This window comes from Stenotrophomonas sp. pho, assembly GCF_006228405.1.
GTDB lineage: Bacteria > Pseudomonadota > Gammaproteobacteria > Xanthomonadales > Xanthomonadaceae > Stenotrophomonas > Stenotrophomonas sepilia.
The window spans coordinates 258973-278131 of record NZ_CP029759.1 but is presented as its reverse complement, the minus strand read 5'-3'; the positions used below and the strand labels follow the sequence as shown (position 1 = coordinate 278131).

At 67.6% G+C, this 19159-nt stretch carries 17 protein-coding genes and 2 pseudogenes; 4 read left to right on the top strand and 15 right to left on the bottom strand.

Going from position 1 to position 19159, the window contains the following annotated elements; all coding sequences use genetic code 11:
• Positions 1-5: 5 nt before the first annotated feature.
• Together DL544_RS01250 and birA are read right to left on the bottom strand one after the other, a co-directional pair.
• On the bottom strand, positions 6-737 hold the full coding sequence (locus DL544_RS01250; protein WP_053498757.1) for a type III pantothenate kinase: 732 nt from the start codon (positions 735-737) through the stop codon (positions 6-8).
• Positions 734-1702: a bifunctional biotin--[acetyl-CoA-carboxylase] ligase/biotin operon repressor BirA gene (gene birA, locus DL544_RS01245; protein ID WP_065179623.1), complete on the bottom strand. Its 969-nt coding sequence runs from the start codon at positions 1700-1702 to the stop codon at positions 734-736. The genes DL544_RS01250 and birA overlap by 4 nt, the downstream gene beginning before the upstream one ends.
• 144 nt (positions 1703-1846) lie before the next feature.
• On the opposite strand from birA, the gene DL544_RS01240 reads away from it, so the two are divergent.
• Both DL544_RS01240 and DL544_RS01235 read left to right on the top strand, forming a co-directional pair.
• Positions 1847-2131, top strand: a complete 285-nt coding sequence (locus DL544_RS01240) for a hypothetical protein (RefSeq protein WP_049412595.1) — start codon at positions 1847-1849, stop codon at positions 2129-2131.
• Positions 2098-2889, top strand: coding sequence for a M90 family metallopeptidase (locus DL544_RS01235; RefSeq protein ID WP_176556894.1), 792 nt, complete (start codon positions 2098-2100; stop codon positions 2887-2889). The genes DL544_RS01240 and DL544_RS01235 overlap by 34 nt, the downstream gene beginning before the upstream one ends.
• A gap of 85 nt (positions 2890-2974) precedes the next feature.
• On the opposite strand, the gene DL544_RS01230 is transcribed toward DL544_RS01235, so the two are convergent.
• The 8 genes from DL544_RS01230 to DL544_RS01200 form a co-directional block, all read right to left on the bottom strand.
• Positions 2975-4399: an ATP-binding protein gene (locus DL544_RS01230; protein WP_014645620.1), complete on the bottom strand. Its 1425-nt coding sequence runs from the start codon at positions 4397-4399 to the stop codon at positions 2975-2977.
• Positions 4400-4424: 25 nt separating this feature from the next.
• Entirely contained in the window at positions 4425-5108 is a 684-nt protein-coding gene (locus DL544_RS01225) for a response regulator transcription factor (RefSeq protein WP_004136763.1), read from the bottom strand.
• 73 nt (positions 5109-5181) lie between these two features.
• Positions 5182-5556: a hypothetical protein gene (locus DL544_RS01220; protein ID WP_005420623.1), complete on the bottom strand. Its 375-nt coding sequence runs from the start codon at positions 5554-5556 to the stop codon at positions 5182-5184.
• Between the two features lie 212 nt (positions 5557-5768).
• Positions 5769-6800 (bottom strand): tRNA dihydrouridine(20/20a) synthase DusA, encoded by a 1032-nt coding sequence (gene dusA, locus DL544_RS01215; RefSeq protein WP_176556893.1) that lies wholly within the window; start codon positions 6798-6800, stop codon positions 5769-5771.
• A 94-nt stretch (positions 6801-6894) separates the two neighbouring features.
• Positions 6895-7287, bottom strand: a complete 393-nt coding sequence (locus DL544_RS21460) for an XVIPCD domain-containing protein (RefSeq protein WP_255313023.1) — start codon at positions 7285-7287, stop codon at positions 6895-6897.
• Complete coding sequence (locus DL544_RS01210; RefSeq protein ID WP_255313022.1) at positions 7194-9284, bottom strand: VgrG-related protein; 2091 nt, start codon at positions 9282-9284, stop codon at positions 7194-7196. Before DL544_RS01210 ends, DL544_RS21460 begins: the two co-directional genes overlap by 94 nt.
• Positions 9285-9309: 25 nt before the next feature.
• Entirely contained in the window at positions 9310-9690 is a 381-nt protein-coding gene (locus DL544_RS21455; protein ID WP_255313021.1) for a lysozyme inhibitor LprI family protein, read from the bottom strand.
• A gap of 367 nt (positions 9691-10057) precedes the next feature.
• On the bottom strand, positions 10058-11512 hold the full coding sequence (locus tag DL544_RS01200; protein WP_065178425.1) for a SulP family inorganic anion transporter: 1455 nt from the start codon (positions 11510-11512) through the stop codon (positions 10058-10060).
• A 208-nt stretch (positions 11513-11720) separates the two neighbouring features.
• Between DL544_RS01200 and DL544_RS01195 the strand changes: the two are divergent.
• A pseudogene (locus tag DL544_RS01195) lies at positions 11721-12700 on the top strand (cation diffusion facilitator family transporter).
• Positions 12701-12811: 111 nt separating this feature from the next.
• Positions 12812-13236, top strand: a pseudogene (locus tag DL544_RS01190) (organic hydroperoxide resistance protein).
• Between the two features lie 318 nt (positions 13237-13554).
• Here the strand turns inward: DL544_RS01190 and mmsB are convergent.
• Genes mmsB through DL544_RS01165 form a run of 5 tightly spaced genes read right to left on the bottom strand, consistent with a single transcriptional unit; the run spans position 13555 to position 19094 of the window.
• The gene (gene mmsB / locus DL544_RS01185) at positions 13555-14445 is read right to left on the bottom strand and encodes a 3-hydroxyisobutyrate dehydrogenase (protein WP_005420650.1); all 891 of its coding nucleotides are present in this window, start codon (positions 14443-14445) and stop codon (positions 13555-13557) included.
• A complete protein-coding gene (locus DL544_RS01180) occupies positions 14442-15617 on the bottom strand; it encodes an enoyl-CoA hydratase/isomerase family protein (protein ID WP_139726616.1) in 1176 nt (391 codons plus the stop codon). The genes mmsB and DL544_RS01180 overlap by 4 nt, the downstream gene beginning before the upstream one ends.
• Positions 15614-16411, bottom strand: coding sequence for an enoyl-CoA hydratase (locus DL544_RS01175; protein ID WP_139726615.1), 798 nt, complete (start codon positions 16409-16411; stop codon positions 15614-15616). Before DL544_RS01175 ends, DL544_RS01180 begins: the two co-directional genes overlap by 4 nt.
• A complete protein-coding gene (locus DL544_RS01170) occupies positions 16408-17574 on the bottom strand; it encodes an acyl-CoA dehydrogenase family protein (RefSeq protein WP_065185591.1) in 1167 nt (388 codons plus the stop codon). The genes DL544_RS01175 and DL544_RS01170 overlap by 4 nt, the downstream gene beginning before the upstream one ends.
• Positions 17575-17588: 14 nt before the next feature.
• Positions 17589-19094: a CoA-acylating methylmalonate-semialdehyde dehydrogenase gene (locus DL544_RS01165; protein WP_005420657.1), complete on the bottom strand. Its 1506-nt coding sequence runs from the start codon at positions 19092-19094 to the stop codon at positions 17589-17591.
• Between the last annotated feature and the right edge of the window lie 65 nt (positions 19095-19159).

Here is a 19159-nt window from a genome sequence, read left to right as displayed (position 1 = left end):
GGATACTAGCGCGCGGGCTGGTGCACCGCCCAGCGGGCGAGGCCATCCAGCACCAGCGAGGGGTGGTAATCGGCAGCGGGCAGCAACGGCATCAGCGCCGGTGCGCCGCCACCGTGCACGAGCAGCGACGGTGCCACGCCCAGCAGCGTGTGCGCGTGCTGTGCGCTGCGTTCAATCAGCGCCACCGCAGCGCCATCGCAGCCGGAGGCCAGCGCGTCGGCGGTGTCGTTGGCGAACTCGCTGTAGCCGCCACCGGTCGCGGGCAGCTGCACGGCACGGGCGTGCAGTGCTTCGCGCATGGTGGTGGGCGATGCGGAGATGCGGCCACCGTGGTGCTGGCCGTCGGCATCGAGCAGATCAATCGTCAGTGCGGTGCCCACGCCGACCACCAGCACCGGGCGCTGCGCCTTGGCCGCAGCCAGCAGGGCGAGGAAGCGGTCGACGCCGAACTTTTCCGGCCTGGCATAGGCAATGCGCACGCCGGCGCATTCGGCGCTGGTGCGCACCACATGCACATGCTCGAAGCGGCGCTGCAGCTGGTCCAGCATCGCGCTGGTCAGCGACGGTGCCGCCACGCTGGCCACGAACGCGGTGCGGCCGCTGGGCAGGCTGTGCGGCGGCTGCCCGGCCATGCCTTCGGCGCCATGCGCCCAGGCCTGCACGTCACCGGCACGGTCACCCTGCAACGGCGCGAACTTGAAGCGCGAGTTGCCAAGGTCGAACAACCAATCGCTCATGCCGCCCTCACGCTGACTTCGCCGGCGTGCAGCAGGCGTTCCTGGCCATCGATGCGTACGCGCAATGCGCCGTCATCGGCCAGGCCAAGCGCAGTACCGTGCTGCCACTGCCCGTCCAGTTCCACGCGCACTTCGCGGCCGGCCAGCATGTCGAAGGCAGCGTAGCGCGGCAGGAACGGAGCGAGGCCTTCGCGATCGAATTCTTCCAGCGCCGGCAGCAGACGCGCCAGCACGGCAGCAACCACCCCATTGCGGTCCACCGGCTTGCCGGCCAACGTGTCCAGGTCCACCCACGGCTGGGTGATCTGCTCGCCGAACGACGGCGGCATGTGGGTGTTGATGCCGATGCCGATCACCGCGCGCGCCGGGCCGGCGTATTCGCCACCGCCCTCGGCAAGCAGGCCGACCAGCTTGCGCTTGCCATCGACGATCAGGTCGTTCGGCCACTTCAACTGCGCCTGGGTGTAGCCCAGGTCGTGCAGCGCTTCGGCCACGGCGATGCCGGCCACCAGGCTCAACCCGGCCAGGCGGCCCAGGCCGCCGGAGTACAGGCGCATCACCGACAGGTAGATATGCGCGGCCAACGGCGAGGCCCAGGTGCGGCCACGACGGCCGCGGCCACCGGTCTGGCGTTCGGCCAGCAGCACGCTGACCCCGCGCTGGGGCGCGCTGCACCGCAGCAATTCAGCGTTGGTGGAGTCCACCGTCCAGGCCACCTGCAGGTCGTGCAGCAGGGCCTGGGCATCGGCGGGCAGGCCGGCGCGGATCGCCACCGGGTCCAGCAGGTCGACCGGGCGGGTCAGGCCATAGCCCTCGCCAGCACGGCCCTTGATGTCCACACCTGCGGCCCTAAGCCCTTGAATACGCTTCCAAACAGCCGCCCGGGTCTGGCCCAGCTCTCGGGCCAGGGCGTCGCCGGACAGGCGACCGGCAGCGAGTTTGGCCAGCAATTGGCGATCGTCCACGGCAGCTTCCACGAAGTCAGGAAGGAATTATGCGGGAAAGCCGCCAGCGACGCCTGCCACGCTGGGTTCCGCCGGGGCTTCCAACGGGGCGCCGGGTTCGGGCTAGAATCGGGAACTCACCCTCCCTTAACGTGGATGTCGTCAATGCGCCGTTATGCCCATTGCCTGATCCTGCTGATGATGCCCTTCGCGGCGTCTGCAACGGCAGCGCTGGACGACAGCCGGGGCGCCTGCGTGTCCTCCAACGGTGATGCCGCCTCGCAGCGCGCGCCGACCGCGACCGCCTCGGCTGCGACCACCAAGCCGGCACCGGTACGCCCTGCGGCCGGCAGTGCCACCAGCACCGGGGGCGGCGGCAGCGACGACGACGTGCTGCAGCGCATCCGTGCGCCGAAGTGGCACAGCTACCTGCCGGGAATGTTCCGCTGATCAAGTCGTTGCTGCAGTGGCTGCGGCCCTCGCCGCGGCCGATCGACGATGCGCTTTGGGAAGACGCCTGCCGCCGTGCGGCCTGGCTGCACGGCCTGGACGATGAACGCCGCGCGCGACTGCGCGTGCTGGCCACGCGCTTCCTGCATGAGAAGACCATTACTCCGATCGGTGAGCTGCAGTTGCAGGCCGGCGACGGCGTGCTGCTGGCCGCGCTGTGCTGCCTGCCGCTGCTGGAGTTCGGCGCGGTGGGGCTGGAGGGCTGGTCGCAACTGATCGTCTACCCGGATGCGTTCCGCGTGCACCGCAGCCACATGGATGCGGCCGGCGTGCTGCACGAGTGGGATGACGAGCTGATCGGCGAGTCGTGGGACAGCGGTCCGTTGATCCTGTCCTGGGCCGATGTGCAGGCCGACCTGGCCGCACCGCACGACGGCTACTGCGTGGCGGTGCATGAGATGGTGCACAAGCTCGATGCGCTGGATGGTGCAATGGACGGCACACCGCCGCTGCCGCGGCAATGGCAGCTTGAGTGGGCAGCCACGTTCCAGCGCGCCTACGACGCCTTCTGCGCGCAGGTGGACGCCGGCGAAGAGACCCTGATCGATCCGTATGCGGCCGAGGCGCCGGAGGAGTTCTTCGCGGTGGCCAGCGAGTACCACTTCTCGGCACCGGATCTGCTGCAGCAGGCGTTGCCGGAGGTGGCCGCGCAGCTGCGGCGGTTCTATGGCGAGCCGCCGAAGATCGAAATGCCGTAGTGCCGGCCGCTGGCCGGCAACCTCATGATCTTCGATGGCATTGCTTGGTTGCCGGCCAGCGGCCGGCACTACCGATCAACGAGGTTTACGGCCCCGGCGGCAAGCGCACTTCGAAGCGGGCGCCACCCAGTTCGGCTGAACGGCCCACGGTCAGTTCGCCGCGGTAGTCCTTGATCAGGTCCTGCACGATCGACAGGCCGATGCCGTGGCCCTGCACGCGCTCGTCGCCACGCACGCCACGCTGCAGCACCTTGCCGATGTCGTCCGGGGCGATGCCCGGGCCATCATCGTCCACCGCCAGCAGCAGGCCGGCACGGCGTGCGTTCGGCGCCGGCAGCGGCTGCGCGGTCAGCAGCACGCGGCGGTTGGCCCACTTGAAGGCGTTCTCCAGCAAGTTACCGAGCAGTTCCTGCAGGTCCCCCGGTTCGCCGTGGAAGCGCGCGGCCGGGTCGATATCGAATTCGCACAGCACGCCCTTGGAGGCGTAGACCTTTTCCAGGCCACGCACGATTTCCTCGGCGTTGGACTCGATCGGCAGCGGCGCGGAGAACAGCTTGTGGCCCGACGAGGCCGCGCGTGCCAACTGGTACGAAACCAGGTTGTTCATGCGCTGCAGCTGCACGTCCAGTTCTTCGCGCAGCGCACCGTCGCCGGCACCGCTGTCCATCTGCGTGCGCAGTACCGCGATTGGCGTTTTCAGGCTGTGCGCCAGATCGGCAAGGGTATTGCGCTGGCGCTCGAGGTTCTCGCGCTCGCTTTCGATGAAGGCGTTGATGCTGTCGGTCAGCGGTTCCAGCTCGCGCGGGTGGCGCTCGCTCATGCGCTCGGTCTCGCCGCGCTGCACCTTGGTCAGCTCGGTGATCACCCGGCGCAGCGGGCGCAGGCTCCACTGCAGGATGACGGTCTGCAGCAGCAGCAGGATCAGGCCGATGCCGCCCAGGTAGAACCAGACGCGGCCACGGAACACGCGCAGCTGCGCACCCAGCGCGCGCGAGTCTTCCATCACGTAGATGGTGTACGGGAATTCGGTGGCGGGGTCGGCGTCGGCGCCCCACACCAGGCCCAGGCCATAGCGGTACACCGAGCCCTGGCTGCCATCGATCTGGATCATCGGCAGCGGACCTTCGAACACTTCCTGGCGCGGCGCCAGCAGGCCGCCACCGACGGTGGGCAGCATCGGGCCTTCGGCGGACATCGAATTGCCCTTGCCGTGCGGCATCACCACCTGCAGGTACAGGCCACTGCCCGGTACGTCGAAGCGCGAATCCGGCGGCTGCTCGCGGATGTACAGCGAGCGGTCGCGGGTGAAGTCGATGCCGGCCGCGTAGGAGGTGGCGTAGTTCTTCAGGCGCTCACGCAGGTTCGCCTTCGCCGTATCGGCGAAGGCGGCGTCGAGCGCGTAACCGGCCAGCGCCAGGAACGCGACCAGGCCCACGGACGCGGCGAGCATCTGGCGCGCCTGCAGTGAGCGCGGCCGCCAGCGTCGGAAGAACCACAGACGGCCGGACATCGTGTTATCGCCAGGGTGAGCCGGCTCAGCCCTCGTTGCGCGGGATCGCGAAACGGTAGCCGCGACCGCGCACGGTCTCGATCGGCTTCAGTTCTCCATCCGGGTCCAGCTTCTTGCGCAGGCGGCCGATGAAGACCTCCAGCACGTTGGAGTCGCGGTCGAAGTCCTGCTGGTAGATGTGTTCGGTGAGGTCGGCCTTGGAGACCAGTTCACCGGCATGCATCATCAGGTACTCCAGCACCTTGTACTCGTAGCTGGTCAGGTCGACATTGCTGCCGGCCACGCTGACCGTCTGGGCAGCAAGGTCCAGGGCGACCGGGCCGCATTCCAGGGTCGGCTTGCTCCAGCCGGCGGCGCGGCGCAGCAGCGCGTTGACGCGGGCCAGCAGCTCTTCGACGTGGAACGGCTTGACCAGGTAATCGTCGGCGCCCTGCTTCAGGCCCTCGACCTTGTCCTGCCAGCTCGAACGCGCGGTCAGGATCAGTACCGGGAACTTCTTGCCTTCGTCACGCAGGGCCTTGATCAGCTCCATGCCCGACATCTTGGGCAGGCCGAGGTCGATGATGCCGACATCGAACGGAACTTCGCGCCCCATGTAGAGGCCTTCCTCGCCGTCCTGCGCAGCATCGACGGCAAAGCCTTCGCGCTTGAGCCGGGCTGCCAGGGTCTCACGCAGCGGGGCTTCGTCTTCGACCAGAAGGATACGCATGAACTCTCCCTAGTGTCCTGGGTGTGGCCCGGAGGCCTGTGGGGTACGGGTTGATACCGACGACTATCCCTGTTCAGGGGTTATCGCCGCGTAGTGATGACATATCCGACCGCGGCGTGCGCGGCTGTGAACGCGACGGGGCGGGGTCGTCCATGTAGCGGACCCGGCCCCGGTCGTCCATGTACTTCACCCGGTTGATATCACGACCATCGAACGGCACGCGCTCGGCGCCGAGGATGTGGCCGCCGGTGCTGCGCTGCACGCGGCGCACGGCATCGGACAGCGAACGCTCGTCGCCACGGTTGCCGCGCTCTCCCCGATCCATCATTTCCGCCCGTGCCTGCTCGCCGCGCGGCGGCTGTTGCGCCAGCGCCGACGACAGCGGCGCAGCCGACAGCACCACGCAGGTGGCCAGGGCAATGCGGCAATGGAAGGGAGCGGAAGACATCGATGCGATCCTAGCCGAGCACGGCGATTCGTTCAAAAGTCGTAAATCCGGGAGCCGGGTGCGGGACCCGGCCTTTACAATTCCTTTGCAAATTCTTGGTTTGGGGCAGTGAATCCGGTCTGAACTTTTCCGGCCGCAGCCCTGCGATGTTCAGCTAGGTGAACATTCGGGACGAATCGCCGTCCCTTGTCAAGTCAGGAATGTGACTGCGGTCACGCTGCGGCACGATCGGCATCGCGCTCGGTGACCGACAGCGCCTGCTCGACCAGGCTCCAGTCGGCGCCCGGGCGGTGCGCGCCCTCGCTCAGCACCTGGCGGAACGCGCGGCCACCGGGCTGGCCGTGGAACAGGCCGAGCAGGTGGCGGGTGATGTGCTTCAGTGCCAGACCTTCGCCCAGGCGCGCTTCCACGTAGGGACGCAGCGTGCGCAGCAGGTCACCGCGCGCCTGCAACGGCGCGCCGGTCTGCAGCGCCTCCAGCTGATGCAGCAGGTAGGGGTCGTGGTAGGCCGCGCGGCCCAGCATCACGCCATCGACGTGCGCGGCCTGCGCCTGCACCGCCTCGATGCTGGCCAGGCCGCCATTGAGCACCACCGGCAGCGCCGGGCGCTCCTGCTTCAGGCGGTAGGCCCAGTCGTACTTCAGTGGCGGAACCTCGCGGTTCTCCTTCGGCGACAGGCCCTTCAGCCACGCGTTGCGCGCATGCACCACCACCATTGCGGCACCGGCGGCGACCTGGCGGTCGACGAAGGCGGCGAACACGTCATAGTCGTTGTCCTCGTCCACGCCCAGGCGGCACTTCACCGTCACCGGGATCCCGATCGCGTCGACCATCGCCGCCACGCAGTCGGCTACCAGCGCCGGCTCGCGCATCAGGCAGGCGCCAAAACGCCCGGCCTGCACGCGGTCGGACGGACAGCCGCAGTTGAGGTTGACCTCGTCGTAGCCCCACTCCGCGGCGATGCGCGCGGCCTGCGCCAGCAGCGCCGGGTCGCTGCCGCCCAGCTGCAGCGCCAGCGGCTGTTCGCTGCGGTCGAAGCCGAGCAGGCGCTCGCGGTCGCCGTGGATGACCGCGTTGGTGTGCACCATTTCCGTGTACAGGCGCGCACCCGGCGCCAGCACGCGGTGGAACACGCGGCAATGGCGGTCGGTCCAGTCCATCATGGGGGCAACGGACAGGCGCAGGGAATCAGCGTAACGGGCGGTGGCGGACGTCATCGGGGTGTTGATCGCGGAGACTGGCATTGCCAGTGAGATCAATAGTTTACACCGGACGGCTGAACGGCGGCGGGTGGCGCCGGGACTGGCCGCTCGACCGGCCCCGGGGTCGCCGCGTGGCTTACAACCCGCGGTTGCGCACCTGTTCCTGCTGCTGCTCCTGCGCACGCTGGTTGAACTGGCTGTCCAGCGCTTCGCTTTGCCGGCTGCTGGCCTCGACCGAGTGCGATACCGCCTGCTGGCGGTCGACGAAGGTCCGCTGCGCCGCCGGGTCGCCCAGCTCGCCCTGCACCGCAAACAGACCGGTGCCGTCGGGGCGGGCCACGACGTGGTCGATCTGGCGCATCCCGGACACCTTGCTTTCGTACGCCAGCTGGCCGGCCGCCCGCTCAACCTCCTGCGGGTTGGCGAACAGTGGCTTCAGGCCGGCCTGGGCACGCTGCTGCTCCAGCGCCTGCAGCTTGCCCAGCGCCTGGCCGAAGCGCGCGTTGTCGGCGTGCCCGGGGTCGCGCATGCTGGCCGGCTCTGCGGGCTCGGCCCGGGCCGGTGCCGCCGGCGGGGTACCGGCCTTGACCGCGTTGGGGCATCGACCTGCGCCAGGGTCTTGCGGCCTGCCTTGCCATCGTCGTCCAGGCCGTTGTTGGCCTGGAACTGCTTGACCGCCGCAAAGGTGTCCTTGCCATACACACCATCGGCGTGCAGCGGCTTGCCATTGGCCCCGGCATAGCCCAGCGCCGCCAGCTTGCCCTGCAAGGCCTTGACCTCATCGCCGCGCTCGCCCTGCTTCAGCACGCCATCGGCCATCGGCGCCTGCTGTGCACTGCGTGCGGCCTGCGCGGCCTCGGGGCCCTGCGCGTGGACCTTGCCGCCCAGGGTGATGCGGTCATTGAGCATGTCACCCAGGAACCTGCGGTACTGGTCCGGCTCGAGCTCGATATGTGCGTGCACGGCACCCGGGGTGCCGGCATCGGACTGGCGGATCAACGGCGCGCCGTACTCGACGAAATCACCAGTCTTGTAGGGGGTGCTTCCACGTGCACCATGCAGCACCTGCCCGACCAGTTCACGCTGCGGATGCCCGGCCGGATGGCTCCAGATGCTGATGGAGTTCCACTTGTCGTTGTTGACCTGCACGTAGCCCGCGACCGGATTGGGAATCATCACTTCCCGGTCGCCGCGCGAAGTACTCAGGATCAGATCCTTGTGCACCAGCGGAATGCCGTTGCGATCACCACGGGTCCGCACCGTTTCCAGCTCGCCCTCGACCATTGCCGACGGGCGGTCAGCCTTGGCGGCATTGCCGGTGCGCACGGCCTCGGCGTTGGTGTTGGGGTGATGGATCTTCAGTTCGCGGTAGGCATCCTCGCCACTGGTGCCATGACGCAGTGTGCGGTTGCTGCTGCCGTTGCCAAAGGGTTCGACCACGACGATGCGCTGGCCACCGGGTGCGGCAGCGGCATCGGGTTCGCGCGCAGTCGCGGGTGCGGGTGCCGCAGCAGGCGTGGCCGGTGCCACAGGCTGCGCCGGCGTGTGCTCGCGTACCACCGTATCCAGAGCCTGCAGGGTCTGCCGGCCGGCCTTGCCATCAACGGTCAGCCCATGCGCCTGCTGGAACTCGCGCACTGCATGCTCGGTGTTGGCACCGTAGTGGCTATCGGCTGTCAGAGGTTGCCCGTTGCGGCCGGTATGGCCGGCCTGGATCAACTTGGCCTGCAGGGCCTGGACCTCGGTACCGTGCTCGCCGGGTGCCAGCACGCCGTCGGCCATCGCCGATGCGGCCGCGCGCTGCCCGCGCCGGCCCGGCTCAGGTTCACCGAACGCTTGCTGGTAATCCTTGCCCCGGTAAGCCTCGGGGTTTTGGTTGACCTGGTCGTAGCGCGCCAGCCCGACCAGCGCGTTCTTCTCGGTGAGCGCACGATCACGCAGCGAATCCCACAGGGTGGGCGAGCTCTGGAAGTGCGACTGCACGTTGGCGTGCTTGTAGTCCTGCACCGCGCGGACAATCTGCTCGTCACTCAGCTCAGCCAGCTTGAAGTCTTCGCTGTAGGCTTGCTGGAGACCCTTCTGGAACACCGAACGTGTCATGCCGCGGTACTGCACCGAGGTGCTCCACAGCGCGTCCTGCACGGCCGGACCACGGCCGGAAAGATCAATGCCTACATCCTTCAGGCGGCCCATCTGCACGTCGTAGTACTGGTGCTGGATGAAGTCGTGCTGGTCCCTGGCAAACCCTGCCGGATCGGCCGCCGCCACTTCCTTCCAGCGTTCGGTGAAGGCCGGGGTTCCTGCCTGCAGGCCGTTGAAGCGGTTGCCATAGCGCGAGGCGGCGACGTATTCGTCCACGCCGCCAACGTTGGTGGCGTACTGGTAACTGCCATACGACACGCCACCATGGTCGCCCCTGCCGGTGGAAACGTGGCCGGGGCCACGACCTCCGGTTTCGAAATGCGCCGACGTCTGGCCGCGATGCCAGCTGTCCATTGCCTGCTTTGCCTGGGTCACAACATCCATCTTCCTGCACTCCTTTGCGGGGGATTTACTTTGAGGTCAGTGCCTGCAGCACATCGGCACGGTTGGCGGTGCGATTGATCCGGCAGGACTGCGCGTCCAGCATCTGCCCCTGCCCGTCTTCGGCAGGGTTCCAGCTGCAGTAGCGATTGGTATCGGACATGTAGGCAGCCTGCTCGTCCATCAGCCTGTCCTTGTCCTTGCCATCGGGGCCGTCAACGATCTTCATGAAAGCCTGCTCGAGCCGCTGCTCCTGCCAAGCAAGCTCGTCATCACCACACGCCTGCAGTGCCGATGTCTCGCCGCCGCTGGATCTCACGCATGCAGCATACTGCGGCCGCAACGTCGCCTTGTTGTAGGAATCATCCGGGCGCTGCGGCGGCATGTCCTGGTCATCGGCATCGGCCACCGTCGTGGCAGGTGCGGCACGTGCAGGCTCTGCAGTGGCGGGCGGCGATGCAGTGGCCGGTGCGGCGGCCGCGGGGCAGCTGCCGTATCCGCCTCCGGGCTCTTGGCCTGGCATGCCGCCAGGCTGAGGCCAAAGGCCAGCGCAAGGGCGATGGCCCCAGCCTTGCCGAACGTTTCACGGGGGGCCGCTGGAAGGTGGTTTATTCCCTGCATTGCTTGCATCTCCTTGGCATCCAGGCGCGTGGCCCGTCAACGCGGGGCCGTCCATCGGCCCCATCAGGAAACGCATGCTACGCGAGCGCCGGTTTCAGATGCCTGACCGGATTCAGAATGCGTGCACCTCGTCGCAGAAGCAGGATGCGTAAGCCTCAATGCCCGCCCGCGCGCCCGCCCACCTGTTCGATCAGCGTCTGGCTAGCCACATTGAGGCTTACCACCACCACCTCCGCCCCATGCGCGGCCAGCTTTTCCTGCGCACGTTCCAGCGCGGCCACTGCGGTCAGGTCCCACAGGTGGGCGTCACGCAGGTCGATCTGCACCTTCGGCGCGACGTGCTGGTAGTCAAACGCCGCGCCCAGCTGGCCGGCAGACGCAAAGAACACCTGCCCGCGTACGCGGTAGACCTGCGTGTCTCCGGCATCCTCGCGCTGCACCTCCAGCATGCGGCCGACCTTGCGGGCGAAGAACAGCGCCGACAGCAGCACGCCACTGAGCACGCCCTTGGCCAGGTCGTGGGTGGCCACGGTGACCACCACGGTCAGCAACATCACGGCCGAGGAACTGCGCGGATGCGTGCGCAGGTCGCGCAGCGAGCGCCAGCTGAAAGTGCCGATGCTGACCATGATCATCACCGCCACCAGCGCAGCCATCGGGATCTGCCGCACCAGGTCGCTGCCGTACACCACCAGCACCAGCAGCAGCACGCCGGCCACCAGGCAGGACAGGCGGCCGCGGCCACCAGACGTCACGTTGATGACCGACTGGCCGATCATCGCGCAGCCGGCCATTCCGCCGAGGAACCCGGTGACCGTGTTGGCCACGCCCTGGCCGACGCATTCGCGGTTGCGCTCGCTGGGCGTCTCGGTGATGTCCTCGACGATCTGCAGGGTCATCATCGATTCGAGCAAGCCGACCACGGCCAGCGTGGCCGACACCGGCAGCAGGATGCGCAGCGTTTCCCAGCTGAGCGGTACATCGGGGATGAGGAACTGCGGCAGGCTGTCCGGCAGCTGGCCCATGTCACCAACACTGCGCACGTCCACGCCAAAGCCGATCACTACGGCGGTGAGCACGACGATTGCCACCAGCGGCGAAGGCACAGCGCGGGTGAGGCGCGGCAGCAGGTAGATGATCGCCAGTGCGGCGGCACACAGCACGTAGACGGTGGGACCGCGGCCGATCAGTTCCGGCATCTGCGCCAGGAAGATCAGGATCGCCAGCGCGTTGACGAAGCCGGTGATGACCGAGCGCGAGACGAATCGCATCAGCGACCCAAGCTTGAACACACCGGCCAGCACCTGCAGCAGGCCGGCCAGGATGCTGGCGGCGAACAGGTACTGCAGGCCATGGTCCTTGACCAGGTCGACCATCACCAGCGCCATTGCACCGGTGGCGGCGGAGATCATGCCCGGCCGGCCGCCAGCGATGGCGGTGACCACCGCGATGGAAAACGCGGCGTACAGGCCGACCTTGGGGTCGACGCCGGCGATGAGCGAGAAGGCGATGGCCTCGGGAATCAGGGCCAGGGCGACGACCATGCCGGACAGCAGATCACCACGGATGTTGCCGAGCCATTGCTGGCGCAGGGGGTAGGACGTTTGCATGGAAAAACTCCGCGCGCACGCGGGCGTGGCCGCATGGCGCTGCAGTGGAAAGACGCGGGTTCCTGAGCCGGGCGGGCCGGCTGCCGAGATGCGGCAAGGGTCAGGGTGGCGTGATCACTGCAGGCGGGAATCGGTACGTGGGAGGGACGCAGTCTACGGCACAGGGCTGCCAAGGGACAGCGTCGACAGTCCGCAACGGCAGCGGAGCATGGCTCCGCTCTACAATCGCGCCATGGCCACCGACCACGCACAGTTCTTCGATCCCGCCACCGAACAAGGCGTGCTGCGCCTGTCCATCGCAGGCTCACTGCTGCTGGCCGCGGCAGCGGTAGTGTTCGGCCTGCTGGCCAATTCCTCGCTGATCATCTTCGACGGCATCTACGGCCTGATCGATGTGGTGATGACCTGGCTGTCACTGCTGGTCGCGCGGCTGATCGCACTGTCCACCAGCACCGACGCGCTGCAGTCGCGGCTCAACCAGCGCTTCACCATGGGCTTCTGGCACCTGGAGCCGATCGTGCTGGGGTGAGCGGCACGCTGATGATCGGCGCTGCGCTGTATGCGCTGGTCAATGCGGTCGACGCGCTGATGTCCGGCGGCCGCCACATCGCGCTCGGTCCGGCCATCGCCTTCGCCGGGTTGTCGATCGTCGGCGAAGGTGCGCTGGCCTGGTTCGTGCTGCGCGCCAACCGCCGCATCGGCTCGGAGTTCATCGCACTGGATGCGAAAAACTGGGTGATCGCGGCCAGCATGTCGGCCTGCTACCTGCTGGCCTTCCTCGGCGGCGTGCTGGTGCAGGGCACCTCCTGGGCCTGGGTCGGGCCGTACATCGACCCGGCCATCCTCGCCTTCGTCTGCGTGCTGGTGATGATCGCCCCGCTCGGCACCGTGCGCCGGGCGCTGGCCGGCATCCTGCTGGTCACCCCGCCGGAACTGCAGGCGCATGTGGATGCGGTGGCACGCGCGATCGTGGCCAGGCACGGCTTCGTTGAGCACCGCAGCTACGTCGCGCAGGTGGGGCGTGGCGAGCAGATCGAGCTGTTCTTTGTGGTGCCGGAAGACGACCCGCCGCGGCCCTTGGTGGAATGGGACCGGCTGCGCGACGAGATCGGCGAAGCGCTGGGCGAGGCCTCGCCGGACCGCTGGCTGACCATCATGTTCACCACCGACCGCGAGTGGACGATCTAGGCCGGCAGGACGATTGATCAAGTTTTTCGTACGCGTTGCAACCCAACGTACGCGGAAAGCGGGCAAAGTAGGCTCCAACGCAACACCCACCCACTGACCAGGAGCATCCCGATGTCCATCGAAAAGGTTCTGTACACCGCCCAGGCCACCTCTACCGGCGGCCGCGAAGGCCGTTCCGTCTCCTCCGACAACGTGCTGGACATCCAGCTGTCGACCCGCGCGAGCTGGGCGGCGCCGGCGGCCCGGGCACCAACCCGGAACAACTGTTCGCCGCCGGCTACTCGGCCTGCTTCCTGGGCGCGTTGAAGTTCGTGGCCGGCCAGGCCAAGGTCGCGTTGCCGGCCGACACCACCGTCACCGGCAAGGTCGGCATCGGTCAGATCCCGACCGGTTTCGGCATCGAGGCCGAGCTGACCATCAACGTGCCGGGCGTGCCGCGCGAGCAGGTCGAAGAGCTTGTGCAGAAGGCGCACATCGTGTGCCCGTACTCGAATGCCACCCGCGGCAACATCGACGTGACGCTGATCGTTGCCTGATGCAGCGCCGGGGTCGGATCCCTTTGCCAACAGCAAAGGGCTCTGACCCCATCCCAGGCCCGGCACGGCTATATGGGGTCAGAGCCCTTTCGCGTTGCGAAAGGGATCCGACCCCAGTGATCAGCCCCCCCAAAAAAATGGGCGGATGCCGGTCGAAACCGAGCATCCGCCCATCCCACCTCGGGTGGGCCCCGGCACGTGGCCGGGGACGCATTCGCTACGGCGCGCATCCATCCTTCTGGAGGAGAGCCCCCTTGTTGTTCAAGGGGGTGCGCCAACGGCGCGGGGATAAGGTGGAATGCGCGGACCAGCGACCGGTTACCGGTCGCTGGTGATGAGCTGCACGACGCTGGAGAAATCCAGCTTGCCGCGGCCGGCCTGGTGGTTCATCGAGTACAGGTTGCGGGCCACTTCGCCCAGCGGGATCGAGGCGCCGACACTCATCGCCGCTTCCACCGCCAGGCCCATGTCCTTCAGCATCAGATCGCTGCCGAAACCGCCGCTGTAGCCGCGCGAGGCCGGCGCATTTTCCAGCACGCCCGGCCACGGGTTGCACACTTCGGTGGCCCAGCTGCGGCCGGTGCTGACCGCCATCATCTGCGACAGCACCTTCGGGTCCAGCCCGTGCGCAACACCCAGCGCGATGGCTTCACCGGTCACCGCCATGATCACGCCCAGCGCCATGTTGTTGCACAGCTTGGCGACCTGGCCGGCACCGCTGGCGCCGACATGGAAGATGTTCTTGCCCATCGCCTGCAGCACCGGGCGAGCGCGTTCCAGCGCGTCCTCTTCGCCACCGACGATGAAGGTCAGGGTGCCGGCCTGGGCGCCCGCGGTACCGCCGGAGACCGGCGCGTCGATCATCTGCAGGCCACGCGCGGCGGCCGCTTCGGAAACCTTGCGGGCACTGGCCGGTGCGATCGTGCTGCAGTCGATGACCAGTGCACCCGCTGGGATGGCGGCGAGGATGCCGTCATCGCCCAGGTACACCCCTTCGACGTGGCGGCTGGCCGGCAGCATCGAGATCACGACTTCCGCATCGGCCAGGGTGTCGCGTGCCGACGACGCCGCGCTGGCACCGGCATCGACGGCGGCCTGCACCGCAGCCGGGACCAGATCGAACACGCGCACGGTGTGGCCGTTCTTGACCAGATTGGCGGCCATCGGGCCACCCATGTTGCCCAACCCGATGAATGCAATGCGGCTCATGCAAGGCTCCTTTCAACAAGGGGAGTGCCCAGGTCGGCCAGCGGATGCGCGGCAGCGGCCCAGGGGGAAGCAAAGAAGGTGTCGGCCCACGCGCCGGTGGCCTCGGCCAGGGTGGCCGGGTTCCACTGCGGATTGCGGTCCTTGTCGATCAGCAGTGCGCGGATGCCTTCGGCGAAATCGCCGTGGGCGGCGCAGTGCAGCGCGGTGATGTACTCCAGCCGGTAGACGCTGGCCAGGTCCTGGCCGGCGCTGCGGCGCTGCAGCTCGAACGCCAGACGTGCCGAGCCGGGCGCGCCGGCGGCAAGCGTCTTCTGTGCCGCCTGCAGCCAGGCATCGTCGGTCTGCAGCGCGCTGATGCGTTTGATGATCGCGGGCAGGTCATCGCCTTCGCACAACGCATCGACCTGCGCCGCGTTGGCCAGCAGCGGACCGGCCGCAGCATCACTGGCATGCGACTGCAGCAGATGGGTCAGGCGTTCGTGGTTGTGTGCGGAATCACTGGACCAGGCCACCTGCAGCAGCGCATCGAACACCGCGCTGCGGCGTTCTTCAGCCACGTGCACATCGGCCAGGCCGGCATAGATGGCATCGCCCGGATTGAGCAACGCGCCGGTCAGGGCTAGGAACAGGCCGCCCTTGCCCGGCACGCGCGGCAGCAGCCAGCTGCCACCGACATCCGGGAACAGGCCAACGGTGATTTCCGGGAAGGCCAGCTTGGAGCGCTCGCTGACCACGCGGTGGCTGGCGCCGGACATCAGGCCGATACCACCGCCCATCACGATGCCGTGGCCCCAGCACAGGATCGGCTTGGTATAGGTGTGGATGAGGTAATCGACGCGGTACTCGACGTCGAAGAACTCGGCGGCGTAGTCGTTCTCGCAGATGTCGCTGCGGCCGTCCTCACGGAAGGCGACCATGGCCTTGTACAGGCTGTGCAGGTCGCCGCCAGCGCAGAACGCCTTTTCGCCAGCACCCTGCAGCACCACCATGGCGATGCCGTCGTCGTCGGCCCAAGCGTTCAACTGCTCCAGCAGCAGGTGTGCCATCGGCAGCGAGAAGCCATTGAGCGTGCGCGGCGCGTTGAGCGTGGCGAGGCCGATGCGCACGCCGTTACCGGCCACGCGCTCCTCGAACAGCACAGGTGCGTCGTCGGCAGCGGTGTCGGCGCTCATGCGTTCTTCCACTGCGCGGCGCGCTTTTCCAGGAAGGCAGTCACGCCCTCGACCTGGTCGGCGGTGTCGAACAGGTCGACGAAGGCTTCGCGCTCGGCCACCAGCGCCGAGGCGTGGGTGCCGGTGCGGGTGGACTGCACCAGGGTCTTGCAGGCGGCGATGCTGGTCGGGCTCTGCTTGCCGGCCTTTTTCGCCCATTCCAGCGCCAGTGCCTTGGCTTCGCCCTTGCCGACCTTTTCTTCGGCCAGCCCGATGCGCAGCGCGGTCTCGGCGTTGATGCGCTCACCCAGCAGGATCATGCGCTTGGCCCAGCCTTCGCCAACCAGGCGCGGCAGGTTCTGGGTGCCACCGGCGCACGGCAGCAGGCCGACGGTGGCCTCCGGCAGCGCCACCTGGGCGTGCTCTTCGATGATGCGCAGGTCGCAGGCCAGTGCGCATTCCAGGCCTCCGCCCATCGCGTAGCCGTTGATCGCGGCGATCGACACGCCACGGAAACCGGACAACGCCTCGAAGGCTTCGCCGAAACGGCGCGCGGCTTCGCGCGCTGCGGCCTTGTCGCCGGAAGCGAACTGGTTGAGGTCGGCACCGGCGGAGAAGAACTTCTCGCCGTCACCGGTGATCACCAGTGCGTAGACGTCACGGTCTGCGTTGAGCGCGCCGACCAGGTCGCGCAGCGCCGACAGGCTGTGCACGGTCCAGGTGTGCGCCGGCGGGTTGTTCAGGGTGACCACGGCGGTGTGGCCGTCGGCCTCGACCTTCAGGCCCACGTGCTCCTGGGTACGCCAATCCTTCATCGCAGTTCCTCTTCGGTGTTGAGCAGGTGACGGGCAACGATCACCCGCATGATCTCGTTGGTGCCTTCCAGGATCTGGTGCACGCGGCAGTCACGCAGCAGGCGCTCGATCGGGTACTCGCGGATGTAGCCGTAGCCACCGTGGATCTGCAGCGCTTCATTGCAGACGTTGAAGCCGGCATCGGTGGCGAAGCGCTTGGCCATCGCGCACCATACGTTGGCATCGCTGGCCCCGGCATCGAGCTTGCGTGCGGCGGTGTGCACCATCTGCCGCGCGGCCACCAGCTGGGTGACCATGTCGGCCAGCTTGAACTGCAGCGCCTGGAACTCGGCCAGCGCCTTGCCGAACTGGCGGCGCTCGCCCATGTAGCGGCGCGCGGCATCCAGCGCGCCCTGCGCGGCACCCAGCGAGCAGGCGGCAATGTTGATGCGGCCACCATCAAGCCCCTTCATCGCCAGCTTGAAGCCGCCGCCTTCCTCTCCCAGAAGGTGGCTGACCGGCACGCGGACGTTTTCGAAGGTGATGCCACGGGTGGGCTGGCTGTTCCAGCCCATCTTCTCTTCCTTGCGGCCGAAGCTGATGCCCGGCAGGTCCGACGGCACTGCAATGGCGCTGACGCCGCCGGCACCGGCACCGCCGGTACGTGCCATCACCACCAGCAGTTCGGTGGCACCGGCGCCGGAGATGAAGGCCTTCGAGCCGTTCAGCACGTAATGATCGCCGTCGCGCACGGCGGTGGTCTTCAGCGAGGCCGCATCGGAGCCGGCACCCGGTTCGGTCAGGCAGTACGAGGCCAGCCTGTTGCCCGAGGACAGGTCAGTGCCCCACGCATCGCGCAGTGCTGGCTGGCCCCACGTGGACACCATCCACGAGGCCATGTTGTGGATGCTGATGTAGGCCGCAGTCGACGGATCGACGTTGGCGAGCTCCTCGATGACGACGGCGGCGTCCAGCCGGCTCAGGCCGCTGCCGCCCACTTCCGGGTCCATGTACAGACCGCAGAAGCCCAGTTCACCGGCCTTGGCGATCGCCTCGCGCGGAAAGATGCCCTCCGCATCCCATCGCGCGGCGTGTGGCGCCAGTTCGGCCTGTGCGAAGTCGCGCGCCGCCTCGCGGTACGCCTGCTGCGCTTCTTCCAGTTCCGTCGTCATCGAGTGGCTCATGGCTGCTCCTGCCGTTACTTCAGGCTGATCGTGGTGTTGACGCCGTGGCTCAGCGTCTCGTCATCGAACCAGCGCGCGGTGACCGTCTTGGTCTGGGTGTAGAACAGCACCACCTGCTTGCCATACGGGCCCAGGTCACCCAGCTTGGAGGCGCGCGAACCGGTGAACGAGAACAGCGGCACCGGCACCGGGATCGGCACGTTGATGCCGACCTGGCCGACGTCGATGTCTTCCTGGAACTTGCGCGCGGCCGCGCCGGACTGGGTGAACAGTGCGGTGCCGTTGCCGTTCGGGTTGCTGTTGACCATCGCGATGGCGTCTTCCAGCGTTTCTGCTTCGAGGATGACCAGCACCGGCCCGAAGATTTCTTCCTGGTAGATGCGCATGTCGGTGGTGACACCGGCAAAGATGGTCGGGCCGACGAAGTTGCCCTTCTCGAAGCCATCGACCTGCGGGTTGCGGCCGTCGAGTACCAGCTTGGCGCCCTGCTCCACGCCCGAGGCGATCAGGCCTTCCACGCGCTCGCGGGCGCTGCAGGAAATGACCGGGCCGACGTCGGTGCCGGACACGGTGCCGGCGCTGACCTTCAACGTCTTGGCCTTTTCGACCAGGTCCTGCACCCAGTTGCGCGCCTCACCGACGAGCACCAGGGTGGAGGCGGCCATGCAGCGCTGGCCCGCGGCACCAAAGGCGGCACCGACCATCGCGTTGAGGGTCTGTTCCTTGTTGGCGTCCGGCAGCACCACGGCGTGGTTCTTGGCGCCCATCATGCACTGCACGCGCTTGCCGGCCAGCGAGGCGCGGTTGTAGACGTGGGTGCCGACGCGGGTGGAACCGACGAACGACACGGCCTTGATGTCCGGGTGGTCGCAGATCGCGTTGACCACTTCTTCGCCACCGTGGACGACGTTCAGCACGCCCTTCGGAATGCCGGCTTCCAGGGCAAGCTCGACCAGGCGCATGGTCACCATCGGGTCCTGCTCGGACGGCTTGAGGATGAAGGTGTTGCCCGTTGCAATCGCCATCGGGAACATCCACAGCGGGATCATCGCCGGGAAGTTGAACGGTGTGATGCCGGCGCACACGCCCAGCGGCTGCATGATCGTGTAGGTGTCCACGCCATTGGCCACGTTGTTGGCCAGCTCGCCCAGCTGCAGGTTGCCGATGGCGGCGGCGTGCTCGACCACTTCCAGGCCGCGGAACACATCGCCTTCGGCGTCGGGCAGAGTCTTGCCCTGTTCGGCGGTGAGGATGTGGGCCAGCTCGCTCATGTTCTCGCGGATCAGCTGCTGGTACTTCAGGAAGATGCGCGCGCGGGTGCCGATCGGGGTCTTGCGCCAGGTCTTGAAGGCTTCCTTGGCGGCGGCGACGGCGGCGTCCACTTCGCCGGTGGTGGCGAAGGGCACCTTGGCCAGCACGTCCTGGGTGGCCGGATTGATCACGTCCTGCCAGTGGGAGGTGGCCGATTCAACGAACTGGCCATCGATCAGCATGCGGATACGGGGCGCTGCAACAGTCATGACGACAATCCCACAGGGTGCGAAAGATGCTTGGCATTATTCACAGCACCCAGCTCGATTTCTGG

Coding starts and splice junctions, on each gene's coding strand:
- DL544_RS01250 (WP_053498757.1), bottom strand. CDS start 737: ATGAGCGATTGGTTGTTCGACCTTGGCAACTCGCGCTTCAAGTTCGCG.
- DL544_RS01240 (WP_049412595.1), top strand. CDS start 1,847: ATGCGCCGTTATGCCCATTGCCTGATCCTGCTGATGATGCCCTTCGCG.
- DL544_RS01230 (WP_014645620.1), bottom strand. CDS start 4,399: ATGTCCGGCCGTCTGTGGTTCTTCCGACGCTGGCGGCCGCGCTCACTG.
- DL544_RS01225 (WP_004136763.1), bottom strand. CDS start 5,108: ATGCGTATCCTTCTGGTCGAAGACGAAGCCCCGCTGCGTGAGACCCTG.
- DL544_RS01220 (WP_005420623.1), bottom strand. CDS start 5,556: ATGTCTTCCGCTCCCTTCCATTGCCGCATTGCCCTGGCCACCTGCGTG.
- dusA (WP_176556893.1), bottom strand. CDS start 6,800: ATGCCAGTCTCCGCGATCAACACCCCGATGACGTCCGCCACCGCCCGT.
- DL544_RS21460 (WP_255313023.1), bottom strand. CDS start 7,287: ATGCGCGACCCCGGGCACGCCGACAACGCGCGCTTCGGCCAGGCGCTG.
- DL544_RS01210 (WP_255313022.1), bottom strand. CDS start 9,284: ATGGATGTTGTGACCCAGGCAAAGCAGGCAATGGACAGCTGGCATCGC.
- DL544_RS01200 (WP_065178425.1), bottom strand. CDS start 11,512: ATGCAAACGTCCTACCCCCTGCGCCAGCAATGGCTCGGCAACATCCGT.
- mmsB (WP_005420650.1), bottom strand. CDS start 14,445: ATGAGCCGCATTGCATTCATCGGGTTGGGCAACATGGGTGGCCCGATG.
- DL544_RS01180 (WP_139726616.1), bottom strand. CDS start 15,617: ATGAGCGCCGACACCGCTGCCGACGACGCACCTGTGCTGTTCGAGGAG.
- DL544_RS01175 (WP_139726615.1), bottom strand. CDS start 16,411: ATGAAGGATTGGCGTACCCAGGAGCACGTGGGCCTGAAGGTCGAGGCC.
- DL544_RS01170 (WP_065185591.1), bottom strand. CDS start 17,574: ATGAGCCACTCGATGACGACGGAACTGGAAGAAGCGCAGCAGGCGTAC.
- DL544_RS01165 (WP_005420657.1), bottom strand. CDS start 19,094: ATGACTGTTGCAGCGCCCCGTATCCGCATGCTGATCGATGGCCAGTTC.